This is a genomic window from Asanoa sp. NPDC049475, from assembly GCF_040676915.1.
In the GTDB taxonomy this organism is placed as follows: Bacteria; Actinomycetota; Actinomycetes; order Mycobacteriales; family Micromonosporaceae; genus Asanoa.
This window is the reverse complement of the sequence record NZ_JBFAPY010000011.1, coordinates 191,201-216,682: the sequence shown is the minus strand read 5'-3', so window position 1 is coordinate 216,682 and position 25,482 is coordinate 191,201. Positions and strand designations below refer to the sequence as shown.

20 protein-coding genes are annotated in these 25,482 nt (G+C 71.7%); 7 read left to right on the top strand and 13 right to left on the bottom strand.

Annotated features, from left to right (window positions below; all coding sequences use genetic code 11):
- Window positions 1–47 precede the first annotated feature (47 nt).
- Genes AB0J88_RS36240 through AB0J88_RS36230 form a run of 3 tightly spaced genes read right to left on the bottom strand, consistent with a single transcriptional unit; the run spans window position 48 to window position 3,751 of the window.
- On the bottom strand, window positions 48–2,105 hold the full coding sequence (locus tag AB0J88_RS36240) for a sulfatase-like hydrolase/transferase (protein WP_364354776.1): 2,058 nt from the start codon (window positions 2,103–2,105) through the stop codon (window positions 48–50).
- Window positions 2,098–3,516, bottom strand: coding sequence for a methyltransferase (locus AB0J88_RS36235; RefSeq protein WP_364354779.1), 1,419 nt, complete (start codon window positions 3,514–3,516; stop codon window positions 2,098–2,100). The genes AB0J88_RS36240 and AB0J88_RS36235 overlap by 8 nt, the downstream gene beginning before the upstream one ends.
- 7 nt (window positions 3,517–3,523) lie before the next feature.
- Window positions 3,524–3,751: a hypothetical protein gene (locus AB0J88_RS36230; protein WP_364355349.1), complete on the bottom strand. Its 228-nt coding sequence runs from the start codon at window positions 3,749–3,751 to the stop codon at window positions 3,524–3,526.
- Between the two features lie 283 nt (window positions 3,752–4,034).
- On the opposite strand from AB0J88_RS36230, the gene AB0J88_RS36225 reads away from it, so the two are divergent.
- Window positions 4,035–4,427, top strand: a complete 393-nt coding sequence (locus AB0J88_RS36225) for a VOC family protein (RefSeq protein WP_364354782.1) — start codon at window positions 4,035–4,037, stop codon at window positions 4,425–4,427.
- A gap of 158 nt (window positions 4,428–4,585) precedes the next feature.
- Here AB0J88_RS36225 and AB0J88_RS36220 read toward each other — a convergent pair whose 3' ends face one another.
- From AB0J88_RS36220 to AB0J88_RS36205, 4 genes are all read right to left on the bottom strand, one after another.
- On the bottom strand, window positions 4,586–5,272 hold the full coding sequence (locus tag AB0J88_RS36220; protein ID WP_364354785.1) for a helix-turn-helix transcriptional regulator: 687 nt from the start codon (window positions 5,270–5,272) through the stop codon (window positions 4,586–4,588).
- 203 nt (window positions 5,273–5,475) lie between these two features.
- Complete coding sequence (locus tag AB0J88_RS36215; RefSeq protein ID WP_364354788.1) at window positions 5,476–7,134, bottom strand: ATP-binding protein; 1,659 nt, start codon at window positions 7,132–7,134, stop codon at window positions 5,476–5,478.
- 55 nt (window positions 7,135–7,189) lie between these two features.
- The gene (locus tag AB0J88_RS36210) at window positions 7,190–7,930 is read right to left on the bottom strand and encodes a response regulator transcription factor (protein ID WP_364354791.1); all 741 of its coding nucleotides are present in this window, start codon (window positions 7,928–7,930) and stop codon (window positions 7,190–7,192) included.
- 105 nt (window positions 7,931–8,035) lie between these two features.
- On the bottom strand, window positions 8,036–8,635 hold the full coding sequence (locus AB0J88_RS36205) for a TetR/AcrR family transcriptional regulator (protein ID WP_364354794.1): 600 nt from the start codon (window positions 8,633–8,635) through the stop codon (window positions 8,036–8,038).
- 42 nt (window positions 8,636–8,677) lie between these two features.
- On the opposite strand from AB0J88_RS36205, the gene AB0J88_RS36200 reads away from it, so the two are divergent.
- The 5 genes from AB0J88_RS36200 (at window position 8,678) to AB0J88_RS36180 (ending at window position 14,574) form a co-directional block, all read left to right on the top strand.
- Window positions 8,678–10,186: an NAD(P)/FAD-dependent oxidoreductase gene (locus AB0J88_RS36200; protein ID WP_364354797.1), complete on the top strand. Its 1,509-nt coding sequence runs from the start codon at window positions 8,678–8,680 to the stop codon at window positions 10,184–10,186.
- The gene (locus tag AB0J88_RS36195) at window positions 10,183–11,046 is read left to right on the top strand and encodes an SDR family oxidoreductase (protein ID WP_364354800.1); all 864 of its coding nucleotides are present in this window, start codon (window positions 10,183–10,185) and stop codon (window positions 11,044–11,046) included. The genes AB0J88_RS36200 and AB0J88_RS36195 overlap by 4 nt, the downstream gene beginning before the upstream one ends.
- Complete coding sequence (locus tag AB0J88_RS36190) at window positions 11,043–11,852, top strand: alpha/beta fold hydrolase (protein ID WP_364354803.1); 810 nt, start codon at window positions 11,043–11,045, stop codon at window positions 11,850–11,852. The genes AB0J88_RS36195 and AB0J88_RS36190 overlap by 4 nt, the downstream gene beginning before the upstream one ends.
- A 127-nt stretch (window positions 11,853–11,979) precedes the next feature.
- On the top strand, window positions 11,980–13,170 hold the full coding sequence (locus AB0J88_RS36185) for a low temperature requirement protein A (protein ID WP_364354806.1): 1,191 nt from the start codon (window positions 11,980–11,982) through the stop codon (window positions 13,168–13,170).
- Between the two features lie 24 nt (window positions 13,171–13,194).
- A complete protein-coding gene (locus tag AB0J88_RS36180) occupies window positions 13,195–14,574 on the top strand; it encodes a pentapeptide repeat-containing protein (protein ID WP_364354809.1) in 1,380 nt (459 codons plus the stop codon).
- Window positions 14,575–14,657: 83 nt separating this feature from the next.
- Here AB0J88_RS36180 and AB0J88_RS36175 read toward each other — a convergent pair whose 3' ends face one another.
- Window positions 14,658–15,182: a hypothetical protein gene (locus tag AB0J88_RS36175; protein ID WP_364354812.1), complete on the bottom strand. Its 525-nt coding sequence runs from the start codon at window positions 15,180–15,182 to the stop codon at window positions 14,658–14,660.
- 759 nt (window positions 15,183–15,941) lie between these two features.
- Here AB0J88_RS36175 and AB0J88_RS36170 point away from each other — a divergent pair.
- Window positions 15,942–16,751, top strand: a complete 810-nt coding sequence (locus AB0J88_RS36170) for a hypothetical protein (RefSeq protein WP_364354815.1) — start codon at window positions 15,942–15,944, stop codon at window positions 16,749–16,751.
- A gap of 3,106 nt (window positions 16,752–19,857) precedes the next feature.
- Here AB0J88_RS36170 and AB0J88_RS36165 read toward each other — a convergent pair.
- The 5 genes from AB0J88_RS36165 to AB0J88_RS36145 form a co-directional block, all read right to left on the bottom strand.
- On the bottom strand, window positions 19,858–20,193 hold the full coding sequence (locus tag AB0J88_RS36165; protein WP_364354818.1) for an STAS domain-containing protein: 336 nt from the start codon (window positions 20,191–20,193) through the stop codon (window positions 19,858–19,860).
- A gap of 212 nt (window positions 20,194–20,405) precedes the next feature.
- A complete protein-coding gene (ppgK, locus tag AB0J88_RS36160; RefSeq protein WP_364354821.1) occupies window positions 20,406–22,064 on the bottom strand; it encodes a polyphosphate--glucose phosphotransferase in 1,659 nt (552 codons plus the stop codon).
- 52 nt (window positions 22,065–22,116) lie between these two features.
- The gene (locus AB0J88_RS36155; protein ID WP_364354824.1) at window positions 22,117–24,111 is read right to left on the bottom strand and encodes a hypothetical protein; all 1,995 of its coding nucleotides are present in this window, start codon (window positions 24,109–24,111) and stop codon (window positions 22,117–22,119) included.
- Window positions 24,112–24,140: 29 nt separating this feature from the next.
- The gene (locus AB0J88_RS36150; protein ID WP_364354827.1) at window positions 24,141–24,830 is read right to left on the bottom strand and encodes a CPBP family intramembrane glutamic endopeptidase; all 690 of its coding nucleotides are present in this window, start codon (window positions 24,828–24,830) and stop codon (window positions 24,141–24,143) included.
- A 74-nt stretch (window positions 24,831–24,904) separates the two neighbouring features.
- Window positions 24,905–25,390 (bottom strand): hypothetical protein, encoded by a 486-nt coding sequence (locus AB0J88_RS36145; protein WP_364354830.1) that lies wholly within the window; start codon window positions 25,388–25,390, stop codon window positions 24,905–24,907.
- Between the last annotated feature and the right edge of the window lie 92 nt (window positions 25,391–25,482).

Sequence of the window (25,482 nt, the reverse complement as noted above, 5' to 3'; positions counted from 1 at the left end):
GAATCGCGCCCTGGTCCCCAACGGCGAGGGATATGCCACACCTGGGCTCAGCTCGGGAGCCGCCTGAGCTCGTCACCGGCGATCTCGTAGAGCTCTACCGTGTTGGCCCCGGGGCGGAAGAGCCCTTCGTCGGAGACCAGTGCCGCGAACCGCCTGCCCTGTTTGTCGGCCCAGGTCGCCTGGGTCGTGACGCCGATCCGGCCGTTGACGGCGATCGCCAGCGGCGTGCCGTCACGGATCGTGGCCGGAAGGTGACCATAGACCAGTGCGGGAAGCCGGCCGGTGTCGGGAGCGACGTCGGCGTACGCGGAGGCATTGTCGATTTTGACCCGCGGACCCGGTGTCGCGCTGACCCGTAGCGTGTCTATCTGCTTACCGATCAGATCCGGCCTGATCGCCGGGGCCATGTGCGGGCCGGCTGTGCCCGAGATTATGTCCGGAAAAGTGGTGCTATCGGAGATATTCACGGGCTTTCCGGGCAGGTCGCTGTAGACGTGGTCGTGCGTCGTCCGCGGCGACGCCGAGGCGGGGCGGCCGTCGACCTCCCACGGCACCGCCACACCGGCCAGGTCCGCGACCGTCGGCAGCAGGTCGACGTGCTGCCAGTTGCGGTCGTCGACCGCGCCCTGCCGCTGCGCCGGAGTCTTGACGAACAGCGGCACCCACAGCACCTCTTCGGGCGAGGCCTCCACCGGGCCCATCCCACGGCCCTGGTGGTTCATGGTGAACGACACGCCGTGGTCGGCGGTGACGACCAGCGCGGCCTTGTCCCACAGCCCGGTCTGCTTCATCCGGTCGATCATCTTGCCGACCAGCAGGTCGGTGTAGCCGACCTGGGCCAGGTGCCGGTCCCGGGCGGTCTCCACCCAGCCCGGCCCGTCGAGCGGGAAGTCCTCGGGCGCCTCGTAGCGGGTGCCGGACGGCAGGTAGTTCCAGGGCGTGTGCGGCATCAGCAGGTGCAGGAAGTGCAGCGTGGGCCGCGGCGTGGGCACGAGCCCGTCGAGGAAACGGGTGAACCTCGACGGTTGGTTGTCGTCGAGGGTGTCCCAGCGGAACTTCGGGTCGTCGGGCGCCACGCCGGAGCGCGCCTCGGCGAGCGTGTTCTCGCGGTACGAGGCCTCGGGGTCGCTGGCCGGCTCGTCGCGGGGCGAGGCGATCTGCCGGAGCAGGCCGGCCACCTCGCGCAGCAGCGCCGGCAGGCCACCCTCGCGCTTGATCCCGTCGCCGCACTCGCTGGGCGGGCACAGCTCGGTGATGGTCTCCTGCACGTCGGTGTCGTACGTGCCGCCGAGCAGCGTGAACAGGTTGTCCGGGTAGGCGGCGTAGTGCGGCGCGACCTCCTTGGCCGGGTGGCGGCCAGTGAGCATGGCGGGCATCGCGTACGGGGTCCAGCCGCTGACGCCGGTCGCGTTGCGGTACCAGGTGCTCCCGTTGGCCAGCTCGGCGATGTTCGGATATTTGGCTTGGTCGATTTTGCCGTCTTTGTCCAGGAGCGAGACCAGCGGGAACTCGTCGAGCATCAGCATGACGACGGGAGGGTGGGTGGGTCTGGTCTGGGTGACGTCGGCGCGGGCCTTCAGGGCGGCCGAGGGCAGCACCACCGCCGAGGTGGGCGACGCGAAGGCGAACAGGGCCACGAACACCAGCGGGCCGAGCGCCGCGATCCGCATGAGCTGGCCCGGGACCCGCCAGCGCCAATAGGCGTACGCGATGCCGGCTCCGACGGCTATGCCGATCGCGGCGAGCGGCCATCCGCGCATCGGGAACAGCTGTTTGCCGAACTGGACCGCGATGGCGGCGACCAGGATGCCGACCGTGACGGCGTGGGTGATCTTCCTGGTCTTCTGCCCGAGGCTTCTCGTGAGCGCGCCGACCAGCCAGAGTGCCAGCGGTGGCACCAGGGTGACGATGGCGACGAGCAGCAGGATCTCGCCCCGGCCAGCCCCGTAGAAGAGGAAGAAGTCGGGGCTCTGGCCGGTGACGTCGAGCAGGGGTTGGGTGATCGCCAGCCCGCAGAGGGCCAGGATCTCCAGCAGCGGGGCCACCTCGCTCCTGGCCCAGGTCTTGACCCTGTTCTTCTTGTCCTGGGGTGCCTGGTCAGTCACGCCGGACGCCGGCGATCATGGTGCGGGTGCCGCCGGGCAGGGTCTCCCGCTTGGCGATGTCGAAGCGCTCGCCGAGCAGCCGCACGAACGTCTCGACGTGGTAGTCGGGGAACAGGCCGTCGGGCTTGTTGGCCAGCAGCTTGCGGGCCATCGGGTCCTCGGCGTGCACGAACTCGACGACGACGGTCCGGCCCATGCCGGCCAGCCAGTCGACGATCGCGGGCAGCGGCACGTTGCGGCCGATGGCCAGGTGGTGCACGAGGGCGAGGGCCAGCGTGACGTCGGCCTTGGCCGCCCGTTGTGCGAAGCCGGCCCGCTCGTGGCCCGCCCAGCCGCCGCCTGGCGACGGGTCGGCGAGGTCCATCACGATCGGCAGGATCCGCTTCTCGCCCTCGGCCCGGAGCTGCCGGTAGAGGGTGTCGACGACCGCGGGGTCGGCCTCGACGGCGACCACGTAGCCGGCCTTCGCGGCGGCCTGCCTCGAGAACACGCCGTCGTTGGCGCCGAGGTCGAGGACGAGTTCCCTGTTTCGGGCTGCGTCAAGGGCCGCGTCCACGAACTGCTGCTTGGCCGCGCGGTCGTCGTCGGAGTAGCTGCACGTCTCGCGGTAGTCGCCCCAGTGCGTGGCCGGCGGCGCCCACTCGAGCTTGGCGACCAGCTTGGCCATCGCCCGCACCGCCGCCGCGACGAGCTCGCTGTTGAAGCCGGCGTCGCGCAGCTGCTCACGAACGGCGCCGGTGCTCCGGTCGGCGTTGCGGGACTGGATGCTGTCGTGCAGGTGGACGTGCTTGAGCACGCCGGCCGCGAGCCGCTTGGTGCCGCCGAGCAGCCGGCGCATCTGGGCGGGCTCGACGCCGTCGATCTGCGACCGGAGCAGCGCCCGGGGGTCGAGGTCGAGGTGCGCCTGGAGCATCAGCGGGTAGAGCAGCGTCTGGCAGAACTGCCGGTAGCCGGCCCACGGCTCGCCGGGCTTGGCGGGCTCGAAGGAGCCCACGTCGATGAACTCGGGTTTCGCGCCCCGCCACTGCACGTTGTACGCGGAGCCGTCCTTCATCGTGAAGCCGGCCTTGAGCGCCTGTTGGAGCAGGTCGAGGTGGAGGGCGGCGGCGTCCTGGCGCATCGTGTGCGACCACTCGTACGGATAGGTCACGAACGGCAGCGGCTCGTGGCGCAGGGTGGCGCTCCACGTGCCGGGCTCGCCCGGCAGCTCCCGCTCGACCTCGTCGGTCGCGGTGACCGTCTTGTCGGCCTGGGTGCGGGCGAAGAACTCGCTGTCGCGCAGGGCCTTCCAGTCCTGGGCGGCCTGCGCCCCCAGCCCGCGCAGCACCTCGCCGTCGGCGTGGAAGACGCGGGTCTGGGGGTCGCGGAAAGAACCCGGCTCCGGGACGGGCCGGGTGTGTTCTGGTGTCACCGAGCGCTCAGTCCTTGTCGGCCGTCGCCGCCGCCGGGGTGGCGGTCTGTGTTTCAGCTGGCGTCTCGACCGGTGCCTCGACCGGTGCCTCGGCCGGCGTCTTGCGGCGGAACACGCTGGTCACCCGCCGCCAGTACAGCTTCGCGGCCACCACCACACCGGCCGTGCCGGCCACCAGCGCCTGCACGATCAGGCTGCCGGATCCCGCGTCCAGATAGGCCAGATGCGACTCCATCCCGCCCTCTCCTCCCTCTTTCGCCACCCGCGCCCACGCGACCGCCCCCGCGGTCGGCGCAAGCCTGCGGTGTTAACTGCCCCGTCCTCCCCGGCACCGCGTCATCGCGCTGACGTCACCCGTTTCCCACCCTGACGGTTGAATGTCATGTGCCGTGCCCCGACCCTACGCTTGAGATCGCATCCGCGCAGCGTCCGCAGCGTACCGTCTGAGATGTTTTGTCCGACATGCCTGGGCCGATTCGTTCAAGACATGCCGCGCGGCGCCGACCTACGGTGAGCGCATGACTGTTCGCATCGACCTGTTCGGGCTGGTCGTGGCCGATATGGCCCGATCGCTCGCGTTCTACCGCGCGCTGGGCCTGTCGATCCCGCCGGAGGCCGACGACGCGCCGCACACCGAGGTCTCGTTGCCCGGCGGACTGCGGCTCGCCTTCGACACGGTGGAGACGATCCGCTCCTTCCACCCGGGCTGGCGGCCGCCGACCGGCTCGGCCCGGATGGCACTCGCCTTCCACTGCGACTCGCCGGCCGAGGTCGACGAGGTCTACGCCCGAATGACCAAGGACGGGCACACCGGAGAGCTCGAACCGTTCGACGCGTTCTGGGGCCAGCGCTACGCGACCCTGACGGACCCGGACGGCAACGCGGTCGACCTGTTCGCGCCCCTCAGCTGAACAGCCCGCCGACCCGCACGCCGGGTCAAGGCGCGCAGCGCCAAGCTCTCCGCTGACTAGCCCGCCGGGTCATGGCGCGCAGCGCCAGCCCTCAGATGACCGGCCCGCCGACCCGCACGCCAGGTCAATGCGCGCAGCGCCAAGCCCTCCGCCGTCCCTCAGCTGAGTAGCTCCTTGAGTGGGACGCCGGCCAGGGCGCGGACGTCTCGGGATAGGTGTGGTTGGTCGGCGTAGCCCGATTCGGCGGCCGCCTGGGCCGCCGGCATGCCTCGTCGCACCAGGACCAGTGCCCGGCGCATGCGCAGGATGCGGGCCAGGGTCTTGGGGCCGTAGCCGAACAGGTGCCGGCTGGCCCGGTGCAGGTGGCGCTCGGTCAACCCGAGGTGCGCCGCGGTGCGGGCGACCGACTGGCCTTCGCTCAGCGCGTGGGTGATCGCCCTGGCCCGCGGGTCGGGGCCGCCGACGGTCGTCAGCCGGGCCGCGGCGACCCGGTCCAACAGGTCGCCGTCGGCGCGTCGTGTCATTGCCTCGGCTAGCTGCCGGACCGTCGCGGCCGACCAGAGCGCGTCCAGCGGAACCCGCTGGTCGGTCAACTCCGCCGCCGGGACGCCGAAGACCGCCGGGCCGGTGCCCGGCGGGAAGCGTAGGCCGACCACGCGGTCGCCGGCCGTCAGGTCGGCAAGGGCGGCGGTGGTGTCGGGGCCGGCGATCGTCAGGCCGGTGCGGCTCGACCAGATCAGGTCGGTGCAGCCGTCGGGCAGGATGCGGGCCTGTCTGGTCGCGGTGACCACGCGTTGCCAGATCACCCCGCCGGTGCGGGGTGCGCGTGACTCGTGCGGGCTCATGTCCTGGAGCATGGCAGTGGGGTACGACAGTTCTAGTCGTCCCTGTCCCGAGCTTCGTCGTTGTCGCCGAAGCCGAGGGCGATGCCGATCACCAGGCCGAGCGCGATCCCCGCTGTCATGGTTCGGCTTCGGGACACGGGCGCTCCTTCCGTCCTTCGTCGCCCGTACCCTCGGCTGTCCTGCGGGAAACTGGACCTCTCGCGCTATTCGTCTGTTTCGTCGCTCTCCTCGAACAACGGCAGTCGTACGGTGAAGGCCGTCCGACCTGGCTCGCTCACCACCGTGACCTCGCCGCGGTGCGCTCCGACGACGGCGGACACGATCGCGAGACCCAGCCCGGTGCTGCCCGCGGCCCGGGAGCGCGACGAGTCGCCCCGCGCGAAGCGGTCGAAGATCTCGCCCTGCAGCTCGGCGGGGATGCCGGGGCCGTCGTCGGTGACGGTCAGCACGGCCGCACCGTCGATGCTGGACAGCCCGGTGACCACCGTCGTGCCCGGCGGGGTGTGCGTACGCGCGTTCGCGAGCAGGTTGGCCAGCACCTGGTGCAGTCGCAGGCCGTCGCCCCCGACCACGATCGCCTCGGTCGGCAGGTCGAGCCGCCAGTGGTGTCCCGGGCCGGCGACGTGCGCGTCACCGACGGCGTCCACGACCATCGCGGTCAGGTCGACGGCGCCGTCGGCGAGCGGCCGGCCGGCGTCGAGGCGGGCCAGCAGCAGCAGGTCCTCGACGAGGGAGGTCATCCGGGCGCTCTCCGACTCGACCCGGCGGATCGCGTGCGCCACGTCGTCCGGCACCGGACCCGGGTTGCGGCGGGTCAGCTCGGCATAGCCGCGGATGGCGGCCAGCGGCGTACGCAGCTCGTGGCTGGCGTCGGCGACGAACTGGCGTACCCGCGTCTCACTGGCCTGGCGCGCGGCGAGCGCGTCGCTGACGTGGGTGAGCAGCCGGTTGAGCGCGGCTCCGACCCGGCCGACCTCGGTGGTGGGGTCGGTGTCCTCGGCGGGTACGCGCATCGGGAGCGCGACCTCGCCCTGGTGCAGCGGCAGGGCGGTCACCTCGGCTGCCGTGGCGGCGACGCGTTCCAGCGGGCGTAGCTCCCGCCGCACGATCAGCGCGCCCGCACCGCCGGCGAGCAGCAGGGCGGCCAGCGCCAGCAGAGACTCGACGATCAGCAGGTCGCGCACGGTGTCGTTGGTCGGGTCGAGCGGGAGTCCGATCACGATGGTGTAGCCGTCGTCGACCCTCGCCGTCAGCCGGTACGGGCCGAGGGTGGCCAGGTCGCGAGTGTGTGCGACGCCGTCGGCGGGGATGCCGGCGAGGGCCGCGTGCGCCGACGGGTCGATCTCGAGAATCCCGGTCCGGGAGTCCGGGTCACGGCGGCCGGAGAGGGTGACCTCGCCGTTGTGGACGAGCGCGCCGACGATGTCCGGCGGTTGACCGTTGATGGCCGGACCCACATCGACCCAGGCGTCCGGGGGTGGCGGCGGAGGCGGACCGCCGCGCGGCGGCCGTGGTGGCCGGGTCCCGCCGTTCGGCGTGGCGTTGCCGCCGGCGCTCTCGGTCTGGCCGCCGTTCTGCGTGCCGCTGCCAGACTGAGTGTCCCGCGGCTGGTCGCCGCCGGACTGCCCGCCGCCCGGCTGGTCGTCGCCTGGCTGCCCGCCGCCGGGCCGGCCGTCGTCGGGTGGTGCGTCGCGGGGGCGTTCGCCGGTGGGTGGGAGGCCCGCGCGGGACTGGCTGGCGGCGAGCTGACGGTCGACCTGCCCGACCAGCGACCGCCGCAGCGCGACCGTGGTGATCGCGCCGGTGGTCACCAGGACGATCGCCAGCAGCGCGACCACCGTGAGCAGCAGCCGCGCGCGCATGGTGCGCCGTCGCCCACGAGGCGCCGGAGGCGCTGGGGAGAGCGCCTCCGGCGGCTCAGTCGGCGGGCTTGAGGACATACCCCGCGCCGCGCAGCGTGTGGATCATCGGTGCGTTTCCGGCGTCGATCTTCTTCCGGAGGTACGAGATGTAGAGCTCCACGACATTTGCCTGCCCGCCGAAGTCGTAGTTCCACACCCGGTCGAGGATCTGCGCCTTGCTCAGCACCCGCCGCGGGTTGCGCATCAGAAACCTGAGCAGCTCGAACTCCGTCGCGGTCAGTGCGATCAGGGTACCGGCTCGGCGTACCTCGTGCGAGTCCTCGTCGAGGGTGAGGTCACCGACCGTGAGCATGGCCTCCTCGCGGGAGCTGACCCCGACGCCGGCGCGGCGCATCAGTGCCCGCAGTCGCGCCACGACCTCTTCGAGGCTGAACGGCTTGGTCACGTAGTCGTCGCCGCCGGCGGTCAGCCCCGCGACCCGGTCCTCGACGGCGTCGCGCGCGGTGAGGAACAGGACGGGCACGTTGGGCGCGCTCACCCGCAGCCGTCGCATCACCTCGAGCCCGTCGAAATCCGGCAACATCACGTCGAGTACGACCACGTCGGGCTCGAACTGACGGGCCTCCTGCACGGCGTCCGCTCCGTTGCCGGCGGCGCGCACCTCCCAGCCCTCGTACCGCAGGGCCAGCTGGAGCAGATCGGTCAGCGTCGCCTCGTCGTCGACGACCAGCACCCTGATCGGCGCTCCGTCCAGCCGCCGGAAGTCCGCCAGTCGCCCATCACCGATCGTGACCATGCCCCTCATCGTGGGGGCGTACCCTGTGCGCCGTTTAGCGGTTTCCTGTGTCCCACCTGTGAGCCTGCTGTCGCGCTGCTGTCTCATCGCTGTCCCGTCGCTGTCCTATGCGGACGGCCGCTCGGGGACGACCGCGGCGAACAGGGCGACCACCGGCTCCCGCAGGCCGGCGAAGTCGGCGCCGGGTGCGCCGCTCGGCCCGACGACGTCGAGCATGAGCTCGTTGATGCCGCCGCACAGCGCGAGCGCCATCGGGGAGGTGAGCGGCGTGATCCGGGGGTTGACCGCACGCGCGCGCTCGACGACGTCGACCAGCGTCTGCGCGAACTCGCGCTGGATGCGCTGCCGCATCTGGTACGCACGGACGCCGGCGGCCTGCATCTCGACCACGATCGCCCGGTTGACCATCGCGTCCAGGGTGGCGAGGTAGGCGTCGGTCAGGGCGCGGATCTGGACGGGCCAGGGCTCACCCGGGTCGCCCGTCGCCCGGAGCACCGCCATGATCCGGGCGCAGGCGGCGCCGTACAACGCCATCAGGCACTCCTCCTTGTCGGTGAAGTGCTCGTAGAAGGTTCGTTTCGAGACGCGCGCGTTCGCCACGATGTCCGCGATCGTGGTGGCGGCGTAGCCTTTCTCGGCAACGGCGTTGGCGAGGGCGAGCTCCAGGCTCGCGCGGACGGCGGCCGCGGTGCGCGGGGCGGTCATGGGTGTCGCCTCCGGATGGCTGCTTGTGGAGGTGAGCCGATCATGGGCAGCGACGCCACGCCGGCAGAACCCCGACACAGTCGGATCGCCGTCATCGGCGCCGGCTTCGGCGGCATCGCGGCCGGCCTGCGGCTGCGCGCGGCTGGGCACACAGATTTTCTGATCTTCGACCGGGGTACGGACGTCGGCGGCACCTGGCGCGACAACACGTACCCGGGCTGCGCCTGCGACGTTCCCTCCCACATGTATTCATTGTCGTTCATGCCGAACCCGGGGTGGACGCGGAGCTTCTCGGGCCAGCCCGAGATCTGGGAGTACCTGCGACGGTGCGCGCAGGACCTGCGCCCGCGGTTGCGGCTGGGCCACGAGGTGCTCGGGGCGGCGTGGGAGTCGGGGCGGTGGGTGATCGACACGTCCCAGGGCTCGTACACGGCGGATTTTCTGGTGGCCGCCGGTGGGCCGCTGTCCGCGCCGGTCGTGCCGACCCTTCCGGGCCTGGACTCGTTCGGCGGCGCGACGTTCCATTCCGCGCGGTGGGATCACGACCTCGACCTGCGCGGACGGCGGGTCGCGGTGATCGGCACGGGCGCGTCGGCGGTGCAGTTCGTGCCCCGGATCGCGCCGGCGGTCGCCGGTTTGAGCCTGTTCCAGCGCACGGCGCCGTGGGTGGTGCCGCGCCGCGACCGCGCCTTCTCCGCGCGGGAGCTGCGCGCGTTCGCCCAGGTCCCGGCGCTGCGACGGCTGGCCCGGGCCGGCGTCTACTGGGGACGCGAGCTGGCCGCGCTGGGCTTCCTGCACCCGCCGATGATGCGCCTGGCCGAGCGGACGGCCCGCCGCCATCTCGCGGCGTCGATCGCGGACCCCGACCTGCGGCGGGCGCTGACCCCCGCGTACCGGATGGGCTGCAAGCGGGTCCTGCTCTCCGACGACTTCTATCCGGCACTGACCCGACCGAACGTCACGTTGGTGACGTCGCCCATCGCGTCGGTCACGGCGGCGGGTCTGGTCACCGCGGACGGCGGTTTTCACCCCGCTGACACGATCATCTTCGGTACGGGATTCCAGGTGACCGATCCCCCGCTGGCCTCGCTCATTCGTGGCGCCGACGGCCGCACGCTGGCGGAGACGTGGAACGGCAGCATGCGGGCGTACCTGGGCTCGGGCGTCAACGGCTTCCCGAACTTGTTTCTCCTGCTCGGCCCGAACACGGGGCTTGGGCACACCTCGGTGGTCTTCATGATCGAATGCCAGCTGGACCACCTGCTGCGGCTGCTGAGCCACATCGACGCGGCGGGCGGCGGCGCGTGGGAGCCGACACCGGCGGCGCAGGCGGGCTACGTCGACTTCGTCGACCGCCGGATGACGGGCACGGTGTGGCACTCGGGCGGGTGTCACAGCTGGTACCAGGACCGCAACGGCCGTGTCTCCGCCCTCTGGCCGGGGCACACCTGGTCGTACTGGCTGCGTACCCGCCGCTTCACCCCGGCCGCGTACCGCCGCGTGACCCTGACCCCGAACCCGAACCCGACCTCGACGGAGGCGATCGCATGAAGGACACCGTCCTGTTCATCACGGGTGCCGCGCGCGGGATCGGCGCGCACACGGCGCGGCTCGCCGTCGCCCGCGGTGCGCGCGTAGCCCTCGTCGGCCTGGAACCCGACCGCCTGGCCGACCTGGCCGCCTCGCTGGGCGGCGCCGCGCGGTGGTTCGAGGCCGACGTGACCGACCAGGCCGCCCTCGACACCGCGGTCCAGGGCACCGTCGACGCGTTCGGCGGCATCGACACCGTCGTAGCGAACGCCGGCATCGCCAACCGCGGCACGATCGCGGTCGGTGACCTGGAGGCGCTGGTCCGCACCATCGAGGTGAACCTCGTCGGCACCGTACGCACGGTCGGCGCCACTGTCGCGGCGGTGTCCGCCCGCCGTGGGTACTACCTCCTCGTCTCGTCAGCCGCCGCCTTCGCGGCGCTGCCCGGCATGTCGGGCTACTGCGCGGCGAAGTCGGGCGTCGAACATTTCGGCAACGCCATCCGCCTCGAGCTCGCCCACCGCGGCGTCGCCGTTGGCACGGCCCACATGAGCTGGGTCGACACCGACATGGTCCGCGACGTCAAGGACGACCTGCCCACGTTCCGCGCGGCCCTGGAGCGCCTGCCCGGACCGTTCGGTCGCAGCGTGCCAGTCGAGCGTTGCGCTGCCGCGTTCGTGGACGCGGTCGCCCACCGCCGGCGCCGGGTCTACGTGCCCCGTTCGGTCGCGGTGGCCTCGGCCTTCCGCTCGGTCGCCAACGGCGCCTTCGGAAGCTGGGTCGGCCGCCGCGCCGCCGCCACGTCCGTACCCGAGCTCGAAGACCAACTGGCCGCCCTCGGCCGGGGCTACGGCCGCAACACCGCGCCGCAGTCCCGATGACCGGCGTCCACCTCGTCCACGAGCGACGTGGTGCGGGGCCGCCGCTGGTCCTGCTGCACGGCATCGGCCACCACTGGCGCGCCTGGGAACCGGTGCTCGACCGCCTGGCCGAACACCACGACGTGATCGCGGTCGACCTGCCCGGCTTCGGCCGGTCGCCGGCGTCCACGTCCGGACCCGCCGGAATGCCCGCCCTCGTATCGTCCCTGACCTCCTTCTTCACCTCCCTCGGCCTCGGAGCGACGTCGCCTGGCGACCCGCGCCCGCACGTGGCCGGCAACAGCTTGGGCGGCGCGCTCGCCTTGGAGCTCGCCGCCGCCGGTCACGTCGCGTCGGCCACGGCCCTGTCGCCCGCGGGCTTCGCGAGCGCTGGGCAGCTCCGCTATGCGGTCGCGGTGCTCACCTCCCTTCGCCTGATCTCGCACCTCCCTACTCCGCTCGTACGCACCGTGCTCCGCTCCCCTCGCCTGCGCGCCGCCGCGTTCGGCATGCTGCTGTCTCGGCCGGGCCGGATCACCCTCGAACGCGCCCTGGCCGACACCGCAGCCCTGCGGGACGGGCCAGCTTTCCGGGCGGTGGCGCGGGCCAGCCGCGGGTACGCCTTTACCGGTCGCCCGACTGTGCCGATCACCGTCGCCTGGGGCACCCGGGACCTGATCCTGCGGCCCCGCCAGTCGGCCGTGGCCCGTCGCGACCTACCGGACGCGCGGCATGTCGAGCTCGTGGGCTGCGGACACGTCCCGATGAGCGACGACCCAGACCTGGTAGCCGACCTCATCCTCACCACCACAGGCGCGAAGTCCTGAGGGACGTGCGGTCGCCGCCTGGCCCCGCGCCCCCCGCTTCGGCCGCGACCTGCTGGGGCGCGCCACCCCGACTCGCCGCACCCGTGACACCACCCCCTTTCTCCGTACCCTGTGAAAAGGTGCCTGCGTGACGACTGCACCACGCCGCACCTGGTACAGGCCCATGCGGTCCCGGTCCTCGACCGAGGCCCATCGTGCGTCGACGCCGTTGGAGCTGTTCTTCGACCTGTGCTTCGTGGTGGCCGTCGCCCAGGCGGCCACGCTGCTCGAGCACGACGTCGCCGAGCATCACTTCGGTCATGGCCTCCGCTCATATGCCATGGTCTTCTTCGCCATCTGGTGGGCCTGGATGAACTTCACCTGGTTCTCCTCGGCTTACGACACCGACGACGACATCTATCGCCTGAGCGTGCTGGTAGCGATCGTTGGCGCGCTGATCATCGCCGCCGGTGTCCCGCGCGCCTTCGAGAGCCAGGACTTCCTGGTCGTCATCGTCGGCTATTCGGTGATGCGGTTCGCCAACGTCGGCCAGTGGATCCGCGCCGCCATCTCGGACCCGACGCATCGAAAGGCGTCCACCCGCTATGCCGTCGGCACCGTCGTCGTGCAGATCGGCTGGTGGCTGCTGCTGCTCGCGAGCGGCACCGCCGCGTACTGGACCTTCCTTGGGCTCGTCATCGCCGAGCTGTTGATCCCGATGTGGGCCGAGCGGACGGGCATGACCGCCTGGCACCCCGGCCACATCGCCGAACGGTACGGCCTGTTCACCCTGATCGTGCTGGGTGAAGCCGTGCTGGCCGCATCGCTGGCGTTCGAGAGCGGTCTCGGCAGCGGCGCCGACGCGGACCTGATCTGGCTCGCGGCGGCCGGCATCGTCATCGTGTTCGGGATGTGGTGGATCTACTTCGACCGCGAGACCCGACCGCAGCCCAAGTGGGCCTTCGTGTGGAGCTACGGCCACTACCTGATCTTCTCGTCAGCCGCCGCGGTCGGCGCCGGCCTCGCGGTGAACGTCATCCACCACACCGGTGAGGCGCATATCTCGGACACCGCCGCTGGGTATGCGGTGGCGATCCCGGTCGCGATCTACACGTTGTCCGTGTGGGTGCTGCACTATGTGCCGCATGAGCGTGGCCTCCTTCTCCTGACGCCGCCGGTCGGCGTCGTGCTGATCCTGATCGCACCGCTCGTGCCGGCCACCGTCCAGGTGATCGCGGTGGTGTTCGCGATTCAGGTGGCGGTAACGGTAGTCCTCACACGCCGCGAGATTCCGTTATCCACAAGCGAGAGTTATCCACAGGCCGACCCGCCCGCTTGACCGATCGGTGGCATGCTTTCCGCCGTGGCAGAACCCAAGCGCACCGACGACCTTCGCGTGATGCCGTGGTGGTACGTGCTCGTCGGCGTACTCCTGGCCATCACCCTGGGCTGGTTGGTCCTCGACTGGCTACTGGGCGAGGCCGACCGCGCCACCGCCGTCGACACCCGCGCCACGCTCCGCGTCGACGCGATCCGCACCGGCCTCACGGTGGTGGCAGGCACCGGCGGCGGGCTGGCCCTGCTGCTGGCCGCACGCCGGCAGTGGCTGAGCGAGCGAGCCCAACGCCACCAGGAGTTCGTCACCACCCGCGACCATTCGCACCGCGAACGCATCCAGGCGCACGCCGAGCAGGTCGCCACGACCACCCAGCGGCATCAGGAGGAGCAGACCCGCATCGCGGAACACGACGCGACGCAGCGTCGCGTGACCGACCTGTTCACCAAGGCCGTCGACCTGCTGGGCAGCGACAAGGCGGCGGTGCGGCTAGGTGGCCTCTACGCGCTGGAACGGCTGGCTCAGGACAACGCCGGCCAGCGCCAGACGGTGGTCGCCGTGGTCTGCGCCTACCTACGCATGAGCGACGAGCTAGAAGACGACGAGGACGGCGCCACAACCCATGAAGACGAGGTACGCCGCAGCGCCCAGCGATTGCTGACCCGTCACCTGCACGCGGATCTGGCCGACAGCTACTGGCCGGAGATCCGCCTCGACCTGGCCGGCACCAGGCTGGTCGACTTCGACGCGAGCGGCTGCACGCTCGTCGACGCCGACTTCACGGGCGCCCAACTCACCGGCACCACCCGCCTGACCGGCGCCCGTGCCGAGGGTCGATTGACGCTGACCCGAGCCAGCTTCGAGAAAGCCACCTTCGACGGGCTCACCACGACCGGCGAGCTCGTTATGGACGACGCGGTCTTCAGCGCCGAGGCCACCTTCGACCGCGCCCATTTCGGCGGAGAGCTATCCGCCAAGCGCGCCCGCTTCGCCTCAGCCTCGTTCACCGAGGCGGTGTTCGACAAGACGGTCACCCTCGACCGCGCCACCTTCACCGACACGGCCTCCTTCCGCAACGCCATCTTCCACAGTGGATTTTCGATCGAGCGCGGCACGTTCGCCGCCTACGCGGGCTTCCGCACCGCGACGTTCGAAGACATGGCGTTCTTCCGCTGGACGGCCTTCGAAGGCGACGCCTACTTCGAGAACGCCGTGTTCCAAGGCGCCGTGAACCTGGGCCGAGCCGAGTTCCACGCCCGCGCGAGCTTCGCCGGCACGACGATGCGCCGCCGACCGAACATCGACCACGTCAGAGCCGCCGCCGACCAAAACCACGTCTGGCCGTCCGGCACCACGGCAGAAAAGGAGGACGACGACTGGATCGTCCTCGTCGACGACCGCCAATAGGGACGCGGGCCACCCAGAACACGCCGTCGAACCGGCCATCCTCGAGGGGCGGTCCCGCACGTGGCGCCTTCACGCGGCTCGCGTCAGGTGCGTAGGCGCGAGCGGGGACCGAATCGGCGCACGAGCGCGAGGCCGCCGCCCACCACCGTGGCCACGATCGCGAACGAGGCCAGCAAAGGCAGGACGGTGCGGCTGCTTCCGGGTTCGCTCTCGTTCGATGCGGCCGGAAGTCCGACTACCAGCGTCGCGTCGCCGGCCAGCCCGTCGTTGCACTCGGCGAGCAGGTCGTAACGGCCCGGGGTGGCGTCGGCCGGGACCAGGTAGGAGACGCGGAAGGCGCCTGGGCCGCCGGCCGGGTGGGGCTTCAACGGCAGCTCCGGCGGCCCGCCGAACGGCACCACGTTGACGCTCGCCGAGGTCGCACGGGCGCCGCACCACACGTCGATCACCGTCGTGCGGCCCGGGACCGCGTTGGGCGCGAACACGGTCGCATCCGCGGCCGCCGGTGCGGCGCCGGCCAGCACGAACAACAGCACCACCGGCGCGCCGAGCACGACGCGCCGGCGAGACAGCGAGCAGAGACCCGCGCTTCGCCGAACGAGCGACACCCCCGCGCCGCACCAACCGCGCCTCATCGCCACCAACCCCCGCCGGTCACCGGTAGCCACAGGACACCAGAAATTCGCGGGCAAACTGCCGGTTTCCGGCATTCAGCCCTGACGGACACGAGGCTCCACTTAAGATCGCGCGCCGACCAGCCCCGGAGGACCGCCCCGTCAGCGGGCCGCCACCGCCAGGAAAGCGGCAACCAAGCGACGCCGAATACCCACACGAGATCGAGCGAAGCACCACCAAACAGGCTCATCGGTCACTAGAGACAAAGAAGCCCAGCGCCCAACCGCGTCCGGGAGTGAACGTCGAGCAGCCAACGGGCGACGACCATACGACGGCCCGACCCAAGGCTCGTACCGACGGCGTCCGCTACTCCCCCATTCGGCCGAGGCAGCCGCTTCGGCCCCGATTGCGGGTGGACGCTTCCGAACTGCCCGGCTTGTCCGCGTGTGTATGTACTAAACGGACAAGACGGTATGGCACCTTGCCGGCCCGAGCCCTCCCACCGTCGTCCCACCTGACTAGGTGGAGAGCAAGCAAGTGTGGTGCAGGCCACAAAAGTGCCTGGTCAAACTGGTGCGAGCCCCGTCTAACCTCTCCGGGTGCCGCGCAAGGAAATCGGAAAACATCGACATGACGGAATACACCCGACTAGCCGTTCGGTTGAGGTCGCCCCAGGCGAACAGTCAACCGGGCGCCACAGACGAGAGGTCGAGTCGAATGAGCTGACCAAGCTGCGTAACCGGCTTCAACCCGTGTTCAAGACTCCCGCCGCGCGCATCGGCCTCGTAGCCGGGCTCGCGTGCTGCCTCGGCCTCGCGGCCGCGGTCGAAACCCGCGACGCGAACCAGCCCGCTCGGGCCATCACCTCGGTGGCCGCGGCGGAGCAGGCGGCGGCGCAGGCCGCGGCGGAGCGCAATCTGACCGAAGCGCAGGAACGCGCCTCCCGGTCGAGCGCCCGCGAAGCCCTCACCCCCACATCCCCCAGCCCAAACCCCACGTCGACGGCCACCACCCCCGCACCCCCGGCCCCGACCAAGACCACCACCACCCGCAAGCCAACCCCCCGCACGACCAAGAGGGCGACGACGACCACCAAGGCCGCCACGCCCAAGCCGAAGCCGACCGTTGTCGCGCCGGTGGCCGGCCTGACGCAGGCGCAGATGAACAACGCTGCGACGATCGTCAAGACCGGCGTCAGCATGGGCATCCCGCAACGGGGTCTGATCGTCGCGATCGCGACCTCGATGCAGGAGAGCCGGCTCCTGAACCTGGCCAACACCGGGCTGCCGGAGTCGCTGAACTACCCGAACGAGGGCACCGGCTACGACCACGACTCGGTCGGGCTGTTCCAGCAGCGCACCAGCACCGGATGGGGCACGGTCCAGGAGCTCATGACGCCGTCGATCTCGGCGTCGAAGTTCTTCGCCGCGCTTCAGCAGGTGTACGGCTGGCAGAACATGTCCATCGCCGGCGCCGCCCAGGCGGTGCAGGTGTCCGCGTTCCCCGACGCGTACGCCCAGCACGAGGCCAACGCCACCGCGGTGGTGCTGGCCCTGACCTGATCCGTGGTACGGGCAGACGACCCGGGTGGCCGCAGGGCCGCCCGGGTCGTTCCGTCTCAGCGAATGACGGACGTCCGCCGCCCACGGAGCCGAGGCCACTTGCCTTTGCCCTTGCCCTGCGTGTCGTCGCCGTCCGCGGCATCGCCGCTCTCCGACTTGTGCGCGCCCTCAGGAGGGGCATCAGACTCATCCCCGGGTACGGCCGACCGCGGCGCCTTGGGCTCCCCCACCGCGCTGGCCCGAGGGCCGCCCGCGGCCCCCGCCTCAGCGTCCGGCGCTCCGGACCGCAGCCTGGGCAGCGATCCCCCTTCTGGCCCCAGCCCGTTGTCACCGACGTCAGCCCGTGCGGAGAGCCCCGCCGGCCCGACCCGATCATCGGCCCTACCAGCGACGCCGTCGCTTGTTGAACTTCCCGGTCGCTTGCCGTCTCCTGCCGGTCGCTCCGAGGCCCGTGGGGCGCCGGTATGGCCAGAGGGGCTGTTGTCCGCGCTCTCCGCCGACTTCCCGGAGTCGGACCCACCACCGGCCGGCTTGCCGGCCCCGCCGTTGCCCGCGGCACCCTGCCCGCTGGCCGCCGAGCCACTCTGGCGCCCACCGTTCCCGGACGGCCGCCCACCGCCCTGCGCGGACCGACCACCACCGTTGCGCCGGTCGCCGTTGGCCGGACGCCCCGAGGTAGCGGCCCGCCCACCACCGTTGCCAGCCGGCGCCCGACCGGCACCGCCCACGCCGGCCCGACCAGGGCCAGCCTGGGAGGCCGAGCCGGCACTACCTGCCGAGCCCCCCGCCGCACTCCCCCCGCCGGCCGCCGCAGGCTGACCAGCGGCGCCCTGACCGGCCGCACGACCCGCGCCGCTGCTGGCACCGTTGCCGCCCGGAGAACTGGAGGAAGGCTGGCCGACGTAGCCGTTCGAACCCGCCTGCCCACTGGCCGTCGCCGCAGCCGACCCGGCCGCGGGGCCGCCCGCAGGCTGGGCGCCGTTTCCGTTCGAGCTGGGCTGCCGGCTCGACGCCGCCCCAGCCGCCGGCGCCTTTCCAGACGCCGGATTGACCACGGGGGTGGTGCCGTTCCCGCTCGAGCCGGGCTGCCTGGTCGACGCCGCCGGCGCCTTGGCCGCTCCAGGACTGGCGACGGGAGCGCCGCCGTTTCCCTTCGAGGCCGAACCAGCCGCTGGAGCCTTTCCCGCGCCTGAAGCGGCAGCAGGACCAGATCCGTTGCGGCTGCGACCCCCCACCGCCCCGACCGGGCCAGCCGCTGCGGTCGTGGCTGGGCCGGGTCCGGTAGCAGGAGCAGAGCCGCTCACGCCAGCTTGGGAAGGCGAGCCAGCCGCACCGGCCTGCGGAGCCTTCGCCGCGCCAGGACCGGCAGTAGGCGCGGACCCACTGCGGCTCCCAGCACCCGCAGCCGAGCCAACCGGAGAACTCTCGACGCCACGACCGGCAGCGGCGGCAGACCCATTGCCGCGCGCGCCCGGCTGTCCGCCGGCAGCCGAGGGAGCGGCGGCAGGCGCGGTTCCGGGAGGACCGGCCTCCCCGCTCGATGTCGCCGGTACCTTGGTCGCGCCCGGGGTCGCCGGAGCTGTGCCGTTCGCAGTCGCCGGGCCGTTGGCGGCCGCAGAATCGGTCGCCCGGGTCTTCCCCGACTCGGAGCCGTTCGCGCTCGAGCCCGCCGGGGTCTTCGCCGAAGCAGGGCCGGCGGGAGCGTTGGAGCCTGTCTGCCCGCTTGGGGACGCGGGTGTCTTCGCCGGACCAAGGCCGGCGTCCCCGTTCGATGCCGCCGATCCGGAAGCCGGTGCATTCCCAGAGCTGGGGGTGGCTTTCGCGCTGTCGGGAACGCCGGCCCGGCCCGTGGCCTTCGGGCGGTCGCCGGGGGACGTCGGGCCGGCGTCGGTCGGGCTTTTCGCGGCCTGGCCGTCCGACTTAGCCTTCTTGGTCGACGCGCCCTTGGTTCGGCCCTTGCCCAGGAGGCCGTTCTTGCCGAACAGGCCGCCCTTGCCAGGCTTCGACGCTGGTTCGGAGGAGCCGGTGACGGGGGCGGCGTCGAGTACGGGGGCCATCTCACCGTTGACCGGCGTCGGGGACGGACGCCCGGTCTGTGCCGCGTCGTGCCTGCTCGCAGCGGAGTTGCCCTTCACCCCGGCCTGGCTCGAGTCATGGTGGCGGCCACCGTCGTTGCGCTGCGGACCGCCCGCTACCGCCGCAGACCCACCAGCCGCGCCCGCGGGATTCGCACCGATTGCGCCCGCGGCAGCACCGCCCGCGCCCGCGGCACCCGCACCGGCCACGCCAGCCGCGCTCGCACCCCGTGCGCCCGCACTACCTGGACTGGCCGCGCTCGCGGCAGCAGCGCCCGCACCGGCCGCACCCGAGGCGGCAGCGCCCGCACCTGCGGCACCAGAACCCGCGGCGCCTGCGGCGGCGGCGCCGGCGGCGCCCTTCGTCACCGTGGCCGAGCCGGTCGATCGGCTGCCCTTCGCGGCCTTACCGCTGGCGGGGGCGCCACCAGCGGTCGAGCTCACGACGGAGGCAGGAGCAGCAGCAGCACCGACCGGTGCCGGGTCGAAGGAGATCGTGGAGAGGACGGCGTCCGCTGCTTCTTCGCGGCGGCGGCGGGCGGCCAGGGCGAGCTCGAAGTCGCGGCGGGCCTTTACCGCGTCGTTGTAGGCCTCCGCGCGGATGCGTTGTGCGTCCTCGCGTGCCTTGGCCAGCACCTCGCGGGCCTCCGCGACGATGTCGGCGGCCTCTTCCTCGGCCAGGGCGACCATCTGCTGCACCCGGTGCGTGTTGCGGTAGACCGCAGGCCGCGCCCGCAGCATCTCGTGCAGGCGCTCGGCTTCCGCCCGGACCATTCCGAGCTCGACCCGCATGCTGGCGGCGCTCTCAGCTTGCGCGGTCGCGCTCGCGAGCTGCTCGCCCAGGTCCAAGAGGCAACTTTCGACCTCTTCGCGGTCGTAGCCGGATTCGACGATGGAGAAGTCCATTAGCTCGCCCCCAAGCAGCCAGTCGTTTCCCCTCCCGGCCATCCTCCCGAGGCATTACCTCGTTTCGGGGCGTTTTGCGGAATTAAATCCACATTGGCCCGTGCTCGGGCGTGTCGTCTGGAGCGTCAGGTGTCGTCGCTCAGCAGGGTGTCCAAACCACTGATCTTGAGTACGCGGGCGACGACTCCCCGCGCGCCCGTCAGGCGCAGGTAGCCGCCCGCCGCCGAACTGAGGTGGTGGCCACGGATGAAGGCCGACATTCCGGTCGAGTCACAGAAAGTCACCTCATGAAGATCGATGACCAGGTGGGTACGCCCGTCGCCGATCACCTCGTCGATGCGCTCGCTGAGGTGCGGGGCGGTGCTCAGGTCGAGCTCCCCGGCCAGCCGCAACACCACCACGTCCGGCCGGTCATCCCGGCTGACCGTCAAGGTGACGGAGGCGTCGTCAATCGTTGCCACCTAGCAAGGGTATAGCCCGTCCGGCGCCACGGCGCCCCGGGTACGACCTCCGTTATCGGCAGGTTACGCGGTCCGCGTCCGCCGCTCCGTGCCGGTCGCCCGTCCCATCGATTCAGGACGTGACCCGTCCGCATTCCGATCCGGACGACCGTGCCGCACATGGTGGAGCGCCGGGGTGTCGGTCGAACCGCACCCCGGCGCCACCAGAGCAGCTACCGGCTGGACCGCGACCCGCGCGGTGCGGCCTTACGCACCCGGCTGGTCGCCCGCGCGGTCGAACTGGCCTTCCGCGCCGCGCTCGTCGTCTTCCGCGCCGCGCTCGTCGTCTTCCGCGCCGCCGAGGTGGACCGACGCGCCGCCGATGTGGACTTGCGGCCCGTCGACTTGCGCGCCGTGCTCGACTTGCGAGCGGCGCCGGCGCGAGCCGTGCTGGCCTTGCGCGCACTCCCGGACCGGCGAGCCGGACCCGTCGACGCCTTGCGGGGCGCGGTGGCCTTCCGGGCCGTCGTCGACTTGCGCGTGGCGGGCGCCCTGCGCGCGGTCGTCGCCTTCCGTGCGGTCGTAGCCTTCCGGCCCGCCGTCGACTTCCGCGCCGTCGTGGCCTTGCGACCTGTCGACTTCCGCGCCGACGCCGACTTGGCCGCGGTCGACTTGGCCGCCGTCGACCTAGCCGCCGTCGACTTGCTAGGCGTAGCAGCCTTGCTCGCCGTCGCAGACTTACGCGCGGTCGTCGACTTACGCGCCGTCGTCGACTTCGCCGCCGTCGACCTGCTCGGCGTCGCAGCCTTGCTCGCCGTCGTCGACTTCCGCGCCGTCGTAGCCTTCCGACCCGCCGTGGACTTCCGCGCCGTCGAAGACTTCCGGGCCGTCGTGGACTTCCGGGCGGTCGTCGACGTGCCCGCCGTCGTCGACTTACGAGCAGTCGTCGACGTGCCCGCCGTCGTGGACTTACGAGCCGTCGAAGCCTTGCGCGCCGTCGAGGACTTCGTCGCCTTGCGCGGCGTGGCCGACTTGGTCGCCTTACGAGCCCCACCAGGCCCGGCAGCGGCCTTCCGCGCGGTGGACGCCTTACGCGCACCCCCGGCCGAAGCCGTCTTGCGGGCGCCACCGGCCCCGTTCAGCATGCGGCCGTCGGCGGCCTGCGGCGACGCGAGCACCGCGCCGATGATGCCGGCGTTGTTGAGCAGCATCGCGGGCACGACCTCGGTCTCGATGTCGAGCCGGTCCAGGAAGTTGTCGGACTTGCGGCTCACCCCGCCACCGACGATGAACAGGTCGGGGCTGAGCAGTTGCTCGAGATGCTGGAGGTACTTGCGGACCCGCTTCGACCAGGCACCCCAACCAAGATCCTCGTCGGTGCGCACCCGGGCTGCCGCGCGCTTCTCCGCGTCGACTCCGTGCATCTTGATGTGGCCGAACTCGGTGTTGGGGACCAGCATGCCGTCGATGAAGACGGCGCTGCCGATGCCGGTGCCGAAGGTCAGCATCACGACCTTGCCCTTGCGGCCCTTGCCCGCACCGAACTCCATCTCCGCCATGCCGGCGGCGTCGGCGTCGTTGACGAGCGCGACCGGCAGATGCAGCTCCTGCGAGAAGAGCTTCGCCCCCTCGGTGTTCATCCACGACTTGTCGACGTTGGCCGCGGTGCGGACGACACCGTTCTGGATCACGCCGGGAAAGGTGATGCCGACGCGCTGGGGCCGGGTCTTGAAGTGGCGGACCACCTCGCCGACCGCCGCGACGACGCTCTTCACGTTGGAAGGCTGCGGCGTGTCGACCCGGAAGCGTTCACCGGTCAGCTCGCCACGCCTCATGTCGACCAGCGCGCCCTTGATGCCGGAGCCGCCGATGTCAATGCCGATAACCGCCATGGGCTCACGTTACGTCCGAGGCGTTTGGCGCGCAGGATAACGCGAAAAACCTTTACGACAAGGGAGGCGGGGTCACCTTCGGCGAATCTTCCACAGTGGATTCGGGCGTACGGCGGCCGCCCGCATAGCGCTTCTCGCCCGAGTTGGCGCGCCGGCTGCCGACCCAGGTGGCCGGCGGCGGCTGCCCACCGACGCTCCGCGGCGACCGCCCGGCCTCGTCGTCGAGCAGGCCCGGGCGGCGCTCGGCACGAGGCTCCGGACGGGGAGCCTCGAACGCGGGTACGACCTCGTGGTCGCCGGAGCGTGAGTCGTCCAGCACCTCGCCGACGATCTCCCCGGCGTCCTCCGCCGCGGCGGACCGGGTCGACACTCCCGCCACCAGCCCGCCCGCGAACGCACCGCAACCGGCCGCCGTCGCTCCCCCGATCACGCCGCCGTGCGAGTGGCAGCCCCCGGGCACGTGCGGCGGCGCGGCAGGTCCTGGCGATCCGCCCGCGTCGGCGAACGCCCGAGCCCCGCCGAGCGCATACCCACCGGACCCGGCCGAGGCCGACGCGACCGGAAGGGACGCGAAGTACGGACCCGGCCCACCCACCGCGGGCACGCCCGGCACCACCATCGGCGGCGACGCCGGCCCACCGAGGGCGGGCGGTTCGGGCGGCAGCGGTTGGCCCGCCGGCGACGGCTCGGCCACGACCCCGGACGGCGGACCGACCGGCGAGGGAGCCGCGATCGGCATGGCGTACCCGGGCGCCGGTCCGGACGACGCGGAGACCGGCCCGGGGTAGACACCCGGCCCGAGATCGTCGAGACCTGAGGGAACACCCTGCCCGGCGTCGAGCGACGCGGCGCCGGCCAACGCCGGAGAGTCGCCAACGGACCACGAGCGGGTCGGAGCTGGCCCCGTGGCCGCACCGAGCCCGGCCCCCGCGCCAGCCGTCGCGGCGGTGCGCGCCGGCGAAGGCGTCCAGTGCCCGGCCTCCTCGGCCTCTGCCGTGGCGTCGTCGACGGCGGCCTCGTTCCGGACGGCGTCCCGGATCGCGAACTCCAGCGCCGCCAGCAGCAGCAGGTCGACCGCCAGGGCCGGGATGGCCGCGAACTGGTACGTGGCGAACTCGAACACCCGGGTCAGCAGCAGGTCGATCAGGACCGCGCGCTGCATCCACCGGAAACCGGTCACCCGTCGCCCCTGCCGCAGGCGCACCAGGCCGTACACCACGCAGGCGGCCGCGACGATCGAGCTCGCGCCGCCGATCGCGGTCGGCACTGGGTCGTCGAACACCAGCACGGCGTTGGCGCCGGCCTCCCGCGCGAGGAACGTCGACAGGATCAGCAGCGCGATGCCGAGCGTCGACACGGCCTGGATCAGCAGGAGCACGATGGTCGTGATCATCGCGGGCCGGGTACGCAACGCCTTGGCGATCCGGCTGGCCACGCGCGAGCCCATCTGGCTCACGTCGTACTTCTCGTCGCGCCCCGTCGGGATCTGCTGCACCAGGGCCGCCGCGGCCGTGGCCCCCGGCAGGTCTCCGGCGGCGTTGATGCGGCGGAGCGCCATCTGCCGTGAGTGGTCCGTCATCCCGTTGGTGACTCCGGCCGCGGCGGAGGTCAGCGCGGCCGCGTACAGCTCGCGCGGGCTCAGTGGCCGCCGCCCGTGCACGGCGTGGATCGTCAGGACCAGCAACACGATCACCACGTACATGATCGCGATGCTCGGGGTGAAGAAGTAGTCGTTGTCGCTGGTCAGGAACTTGCCGACCTCGTCGATGAAGAGGCCGAAGCCGACCCCGGCCAGGAAGGCCCCGATGGGCCTGATCACCCGCCCGTTGAACGACAGGAGCCCCATGACGCCGACCGCCATCGCGAGGCCGCCCCAGAGGACGTGCGCGATGTGCAGGCCGTTGCCACCGAGCTGGGGATAGCCGGTGATGAACAGGGCGAGCCGGATGGACAGCACCGTCGCCACGGTGACGACGATGAACTCCATCAGCAGGGGCACGGCATTGGCGGCTCGTGGGAGCCCCCAGCGCACCAGGCGATCGCCCACACCTTCTTCGTACCAAATGTGAAACTGAATTAACCGGAAACGGTCCAGATCGCCGCGCCGATCAGGTACCCGAGGGCGTTCGTGGCCCAGTGCAGGCCGATCGGCGCCAGGAGGCTCCCGGACCGCCGGCGCAGCGCCGCGAGGACGAGTCCGGCGAGCACCGTGGCCAGCACCGCCGAGGTGGTCAGGGCGACGCCTGCCGCCGACCCGTACACGGAACCGACCAGCTCGTTGGCTCGCCCGAGCCGGAGCGACGGCAGCACGTGCCACAGTCCGAACAAAACGGACGAAACCCCAGTAGCCCACACCGGTCCGCGCAGCCGCGCGACCATCCCCCAGACCACGCCGCGGAAGGCGACCTCCTCGAGCAGCACCGTGCCCACCGGCACGCTCACGAAGGCCGCGAAGAGCGCGCCCCCGGGACCGAGTCGCGCGCGCTGGTCGAGGAAGGCGTCGCGCCCCGCCGGCAGGACCAGCGCCAACAGGTAGACCACCAGCACGAGGCCGGCCGCGACGAAGGCCCACCGCAGACCGCGCCGCCAGGTCGAGCGGGCCAGACCGAGGTCAGCGGCTGTCAGCCCCGCCGCCCGGGCCAGCACCAGGAGCACGAGGACCCAGACCACCGAGATCCAGGGGTACGCGGAGGGCAGCGCGACGTTGTCCAGGTAGCTCGCGACGGCCAGCACCGCGATCGCCGCCACCAACCACCGAACCCGCACGCAGACCAGTGTCGGGGGGTTGGCACAGGTCGCGCGCGGGTTCGGCGCCCAAGGGCAGGGGTGTTACCTGAGATCTACTTCCAGTCGTGGCCGCCCGGGCCGCCGCGGAAGCCGTGCCCGCCGCCCCAGCCACCGGCACCGCCGCCGGGGAACACGCCCTTCTCGGCGGCCGCGATGATCGCGTCGGCCTGGGCCTGGGTCAGCTTGCCGTCCTTGACCGCCTTCGCGAGCCTATCCTTCAGCTGGTCGGCGTGCTCCGACTTGGCGTCGGCCGCGAGGTCCTTCTGCACCTTGGTCAGGGCGTCCGCGACCTTCTTCTGGTCGATGCCGAGCTCCTTGGCCAGGGCCGCGGCCAGCTTCTCCTGCCGGTCCGCACGTGCCTGCTTCGCCTTGTCCTGCCAGTCCTTGCCCGAGTCCTTGTGAGCCGGGGCCGACGAAGACGTGGACGGCGCCGGTGACGGGCTGTCGTTGGCCGCCGCGAAGGCCGGGACGCTGATCCCGACCGCCAGCAGACCGGCAGCACCGGCACCGACCAGCGCGATCTTCTTCGGTCGTCGCATGAGTTTCTCTCCAAGCCGTTAGGGGACTCGGAGCACTCTGCGTCATCCCGCTGGGGGAAAGATGAGGACCGGCTATGAAGTTCCTGGCAAAT

Excerpts from the sequence above, each read along its gene's own strand:
- AB0J88_RS36225 (WP_364354782.1), top strand. The coding sequence starts at position 4,035 with ATGACTGTTCGCATCGACCTGTTCGGGCTGGTCGTGGCCGATATGGCC.
- AB0J88_RS36215 (WP_364354788.1), bottom strand. The coding sequence starts at position 7,134 with ATGCGCGCGCGGCTGCTGCTCACGGTGGTCGCGCTGCTGGCGATCGTC.
- AB0J88_RS36220 (WP_364354785.1), bottom strand. The coding sequence starts at position 5,272 with ATGAGCCCGCACGAGTCACGCGCACCCCGCACCGGCGGGGTGATCTGG.
- AB0J88_RS36145 (WP_364354830.1), bottom strand. The coding sequence starts at position 25,390 with ATGCGACGACCGAAGAAGATCGCGCTGGTCGGTGCCGGTGCTGCCGGT.
- AB0J88_RS36205 (WP_364354794.1), bottom strand. The coding sequence starts at position 8,635 with ATGACCGCCCCGCGCACCGCGGCCGCCGTCCGCGCGAGCCTGGAGCTC.
- AB0J88_RS36230 (WP_364355349.1), bottom strand. The coding sequence starts at position 3,751 with ATGGAGTCGCATCTGGCCTATCTGGACGCGGGATCCGGCAGCCTGATC.
- AB0J88_RS36210 (WP_364354791.1), bottom strand. The coding sequence starts at position 7,930 with ATGGTCACGATCGGTGATGGGCGACTGGCGGACTTCCGGCGGCTGGAC.
- AB0J88_RS36190 (WP_364354803.1), top strand. The coding sequence starts at position 11,043 with ATGACCGGCGTCCACCTCGTCCACGAGCGACGTGGTGCGGGGCCGCCG.
- AB0J88_RS36200 (WP_364354797.1), top strand. The coding sequence starts at position 8,678 with ATGGGCAGCGACGCCACGCCGGCAGAACCCCGACACAGTCGGATCGCC.
- ppgK (WP_364354821.1), bottom strand. The coding sequence starts at position 22,064 with ATGGCGGTTATCGGCATTGACATCGGCGGCTCCGGCATCAAGGGCGCG.
- AB0J88_RS36195 (WP_364354800.1), top strand. The coding sequence starts at position 10,183 with ATGAAGGACACCGTCCTGTTCATCACGGGTGCCGCGCGCGGGATCGGC.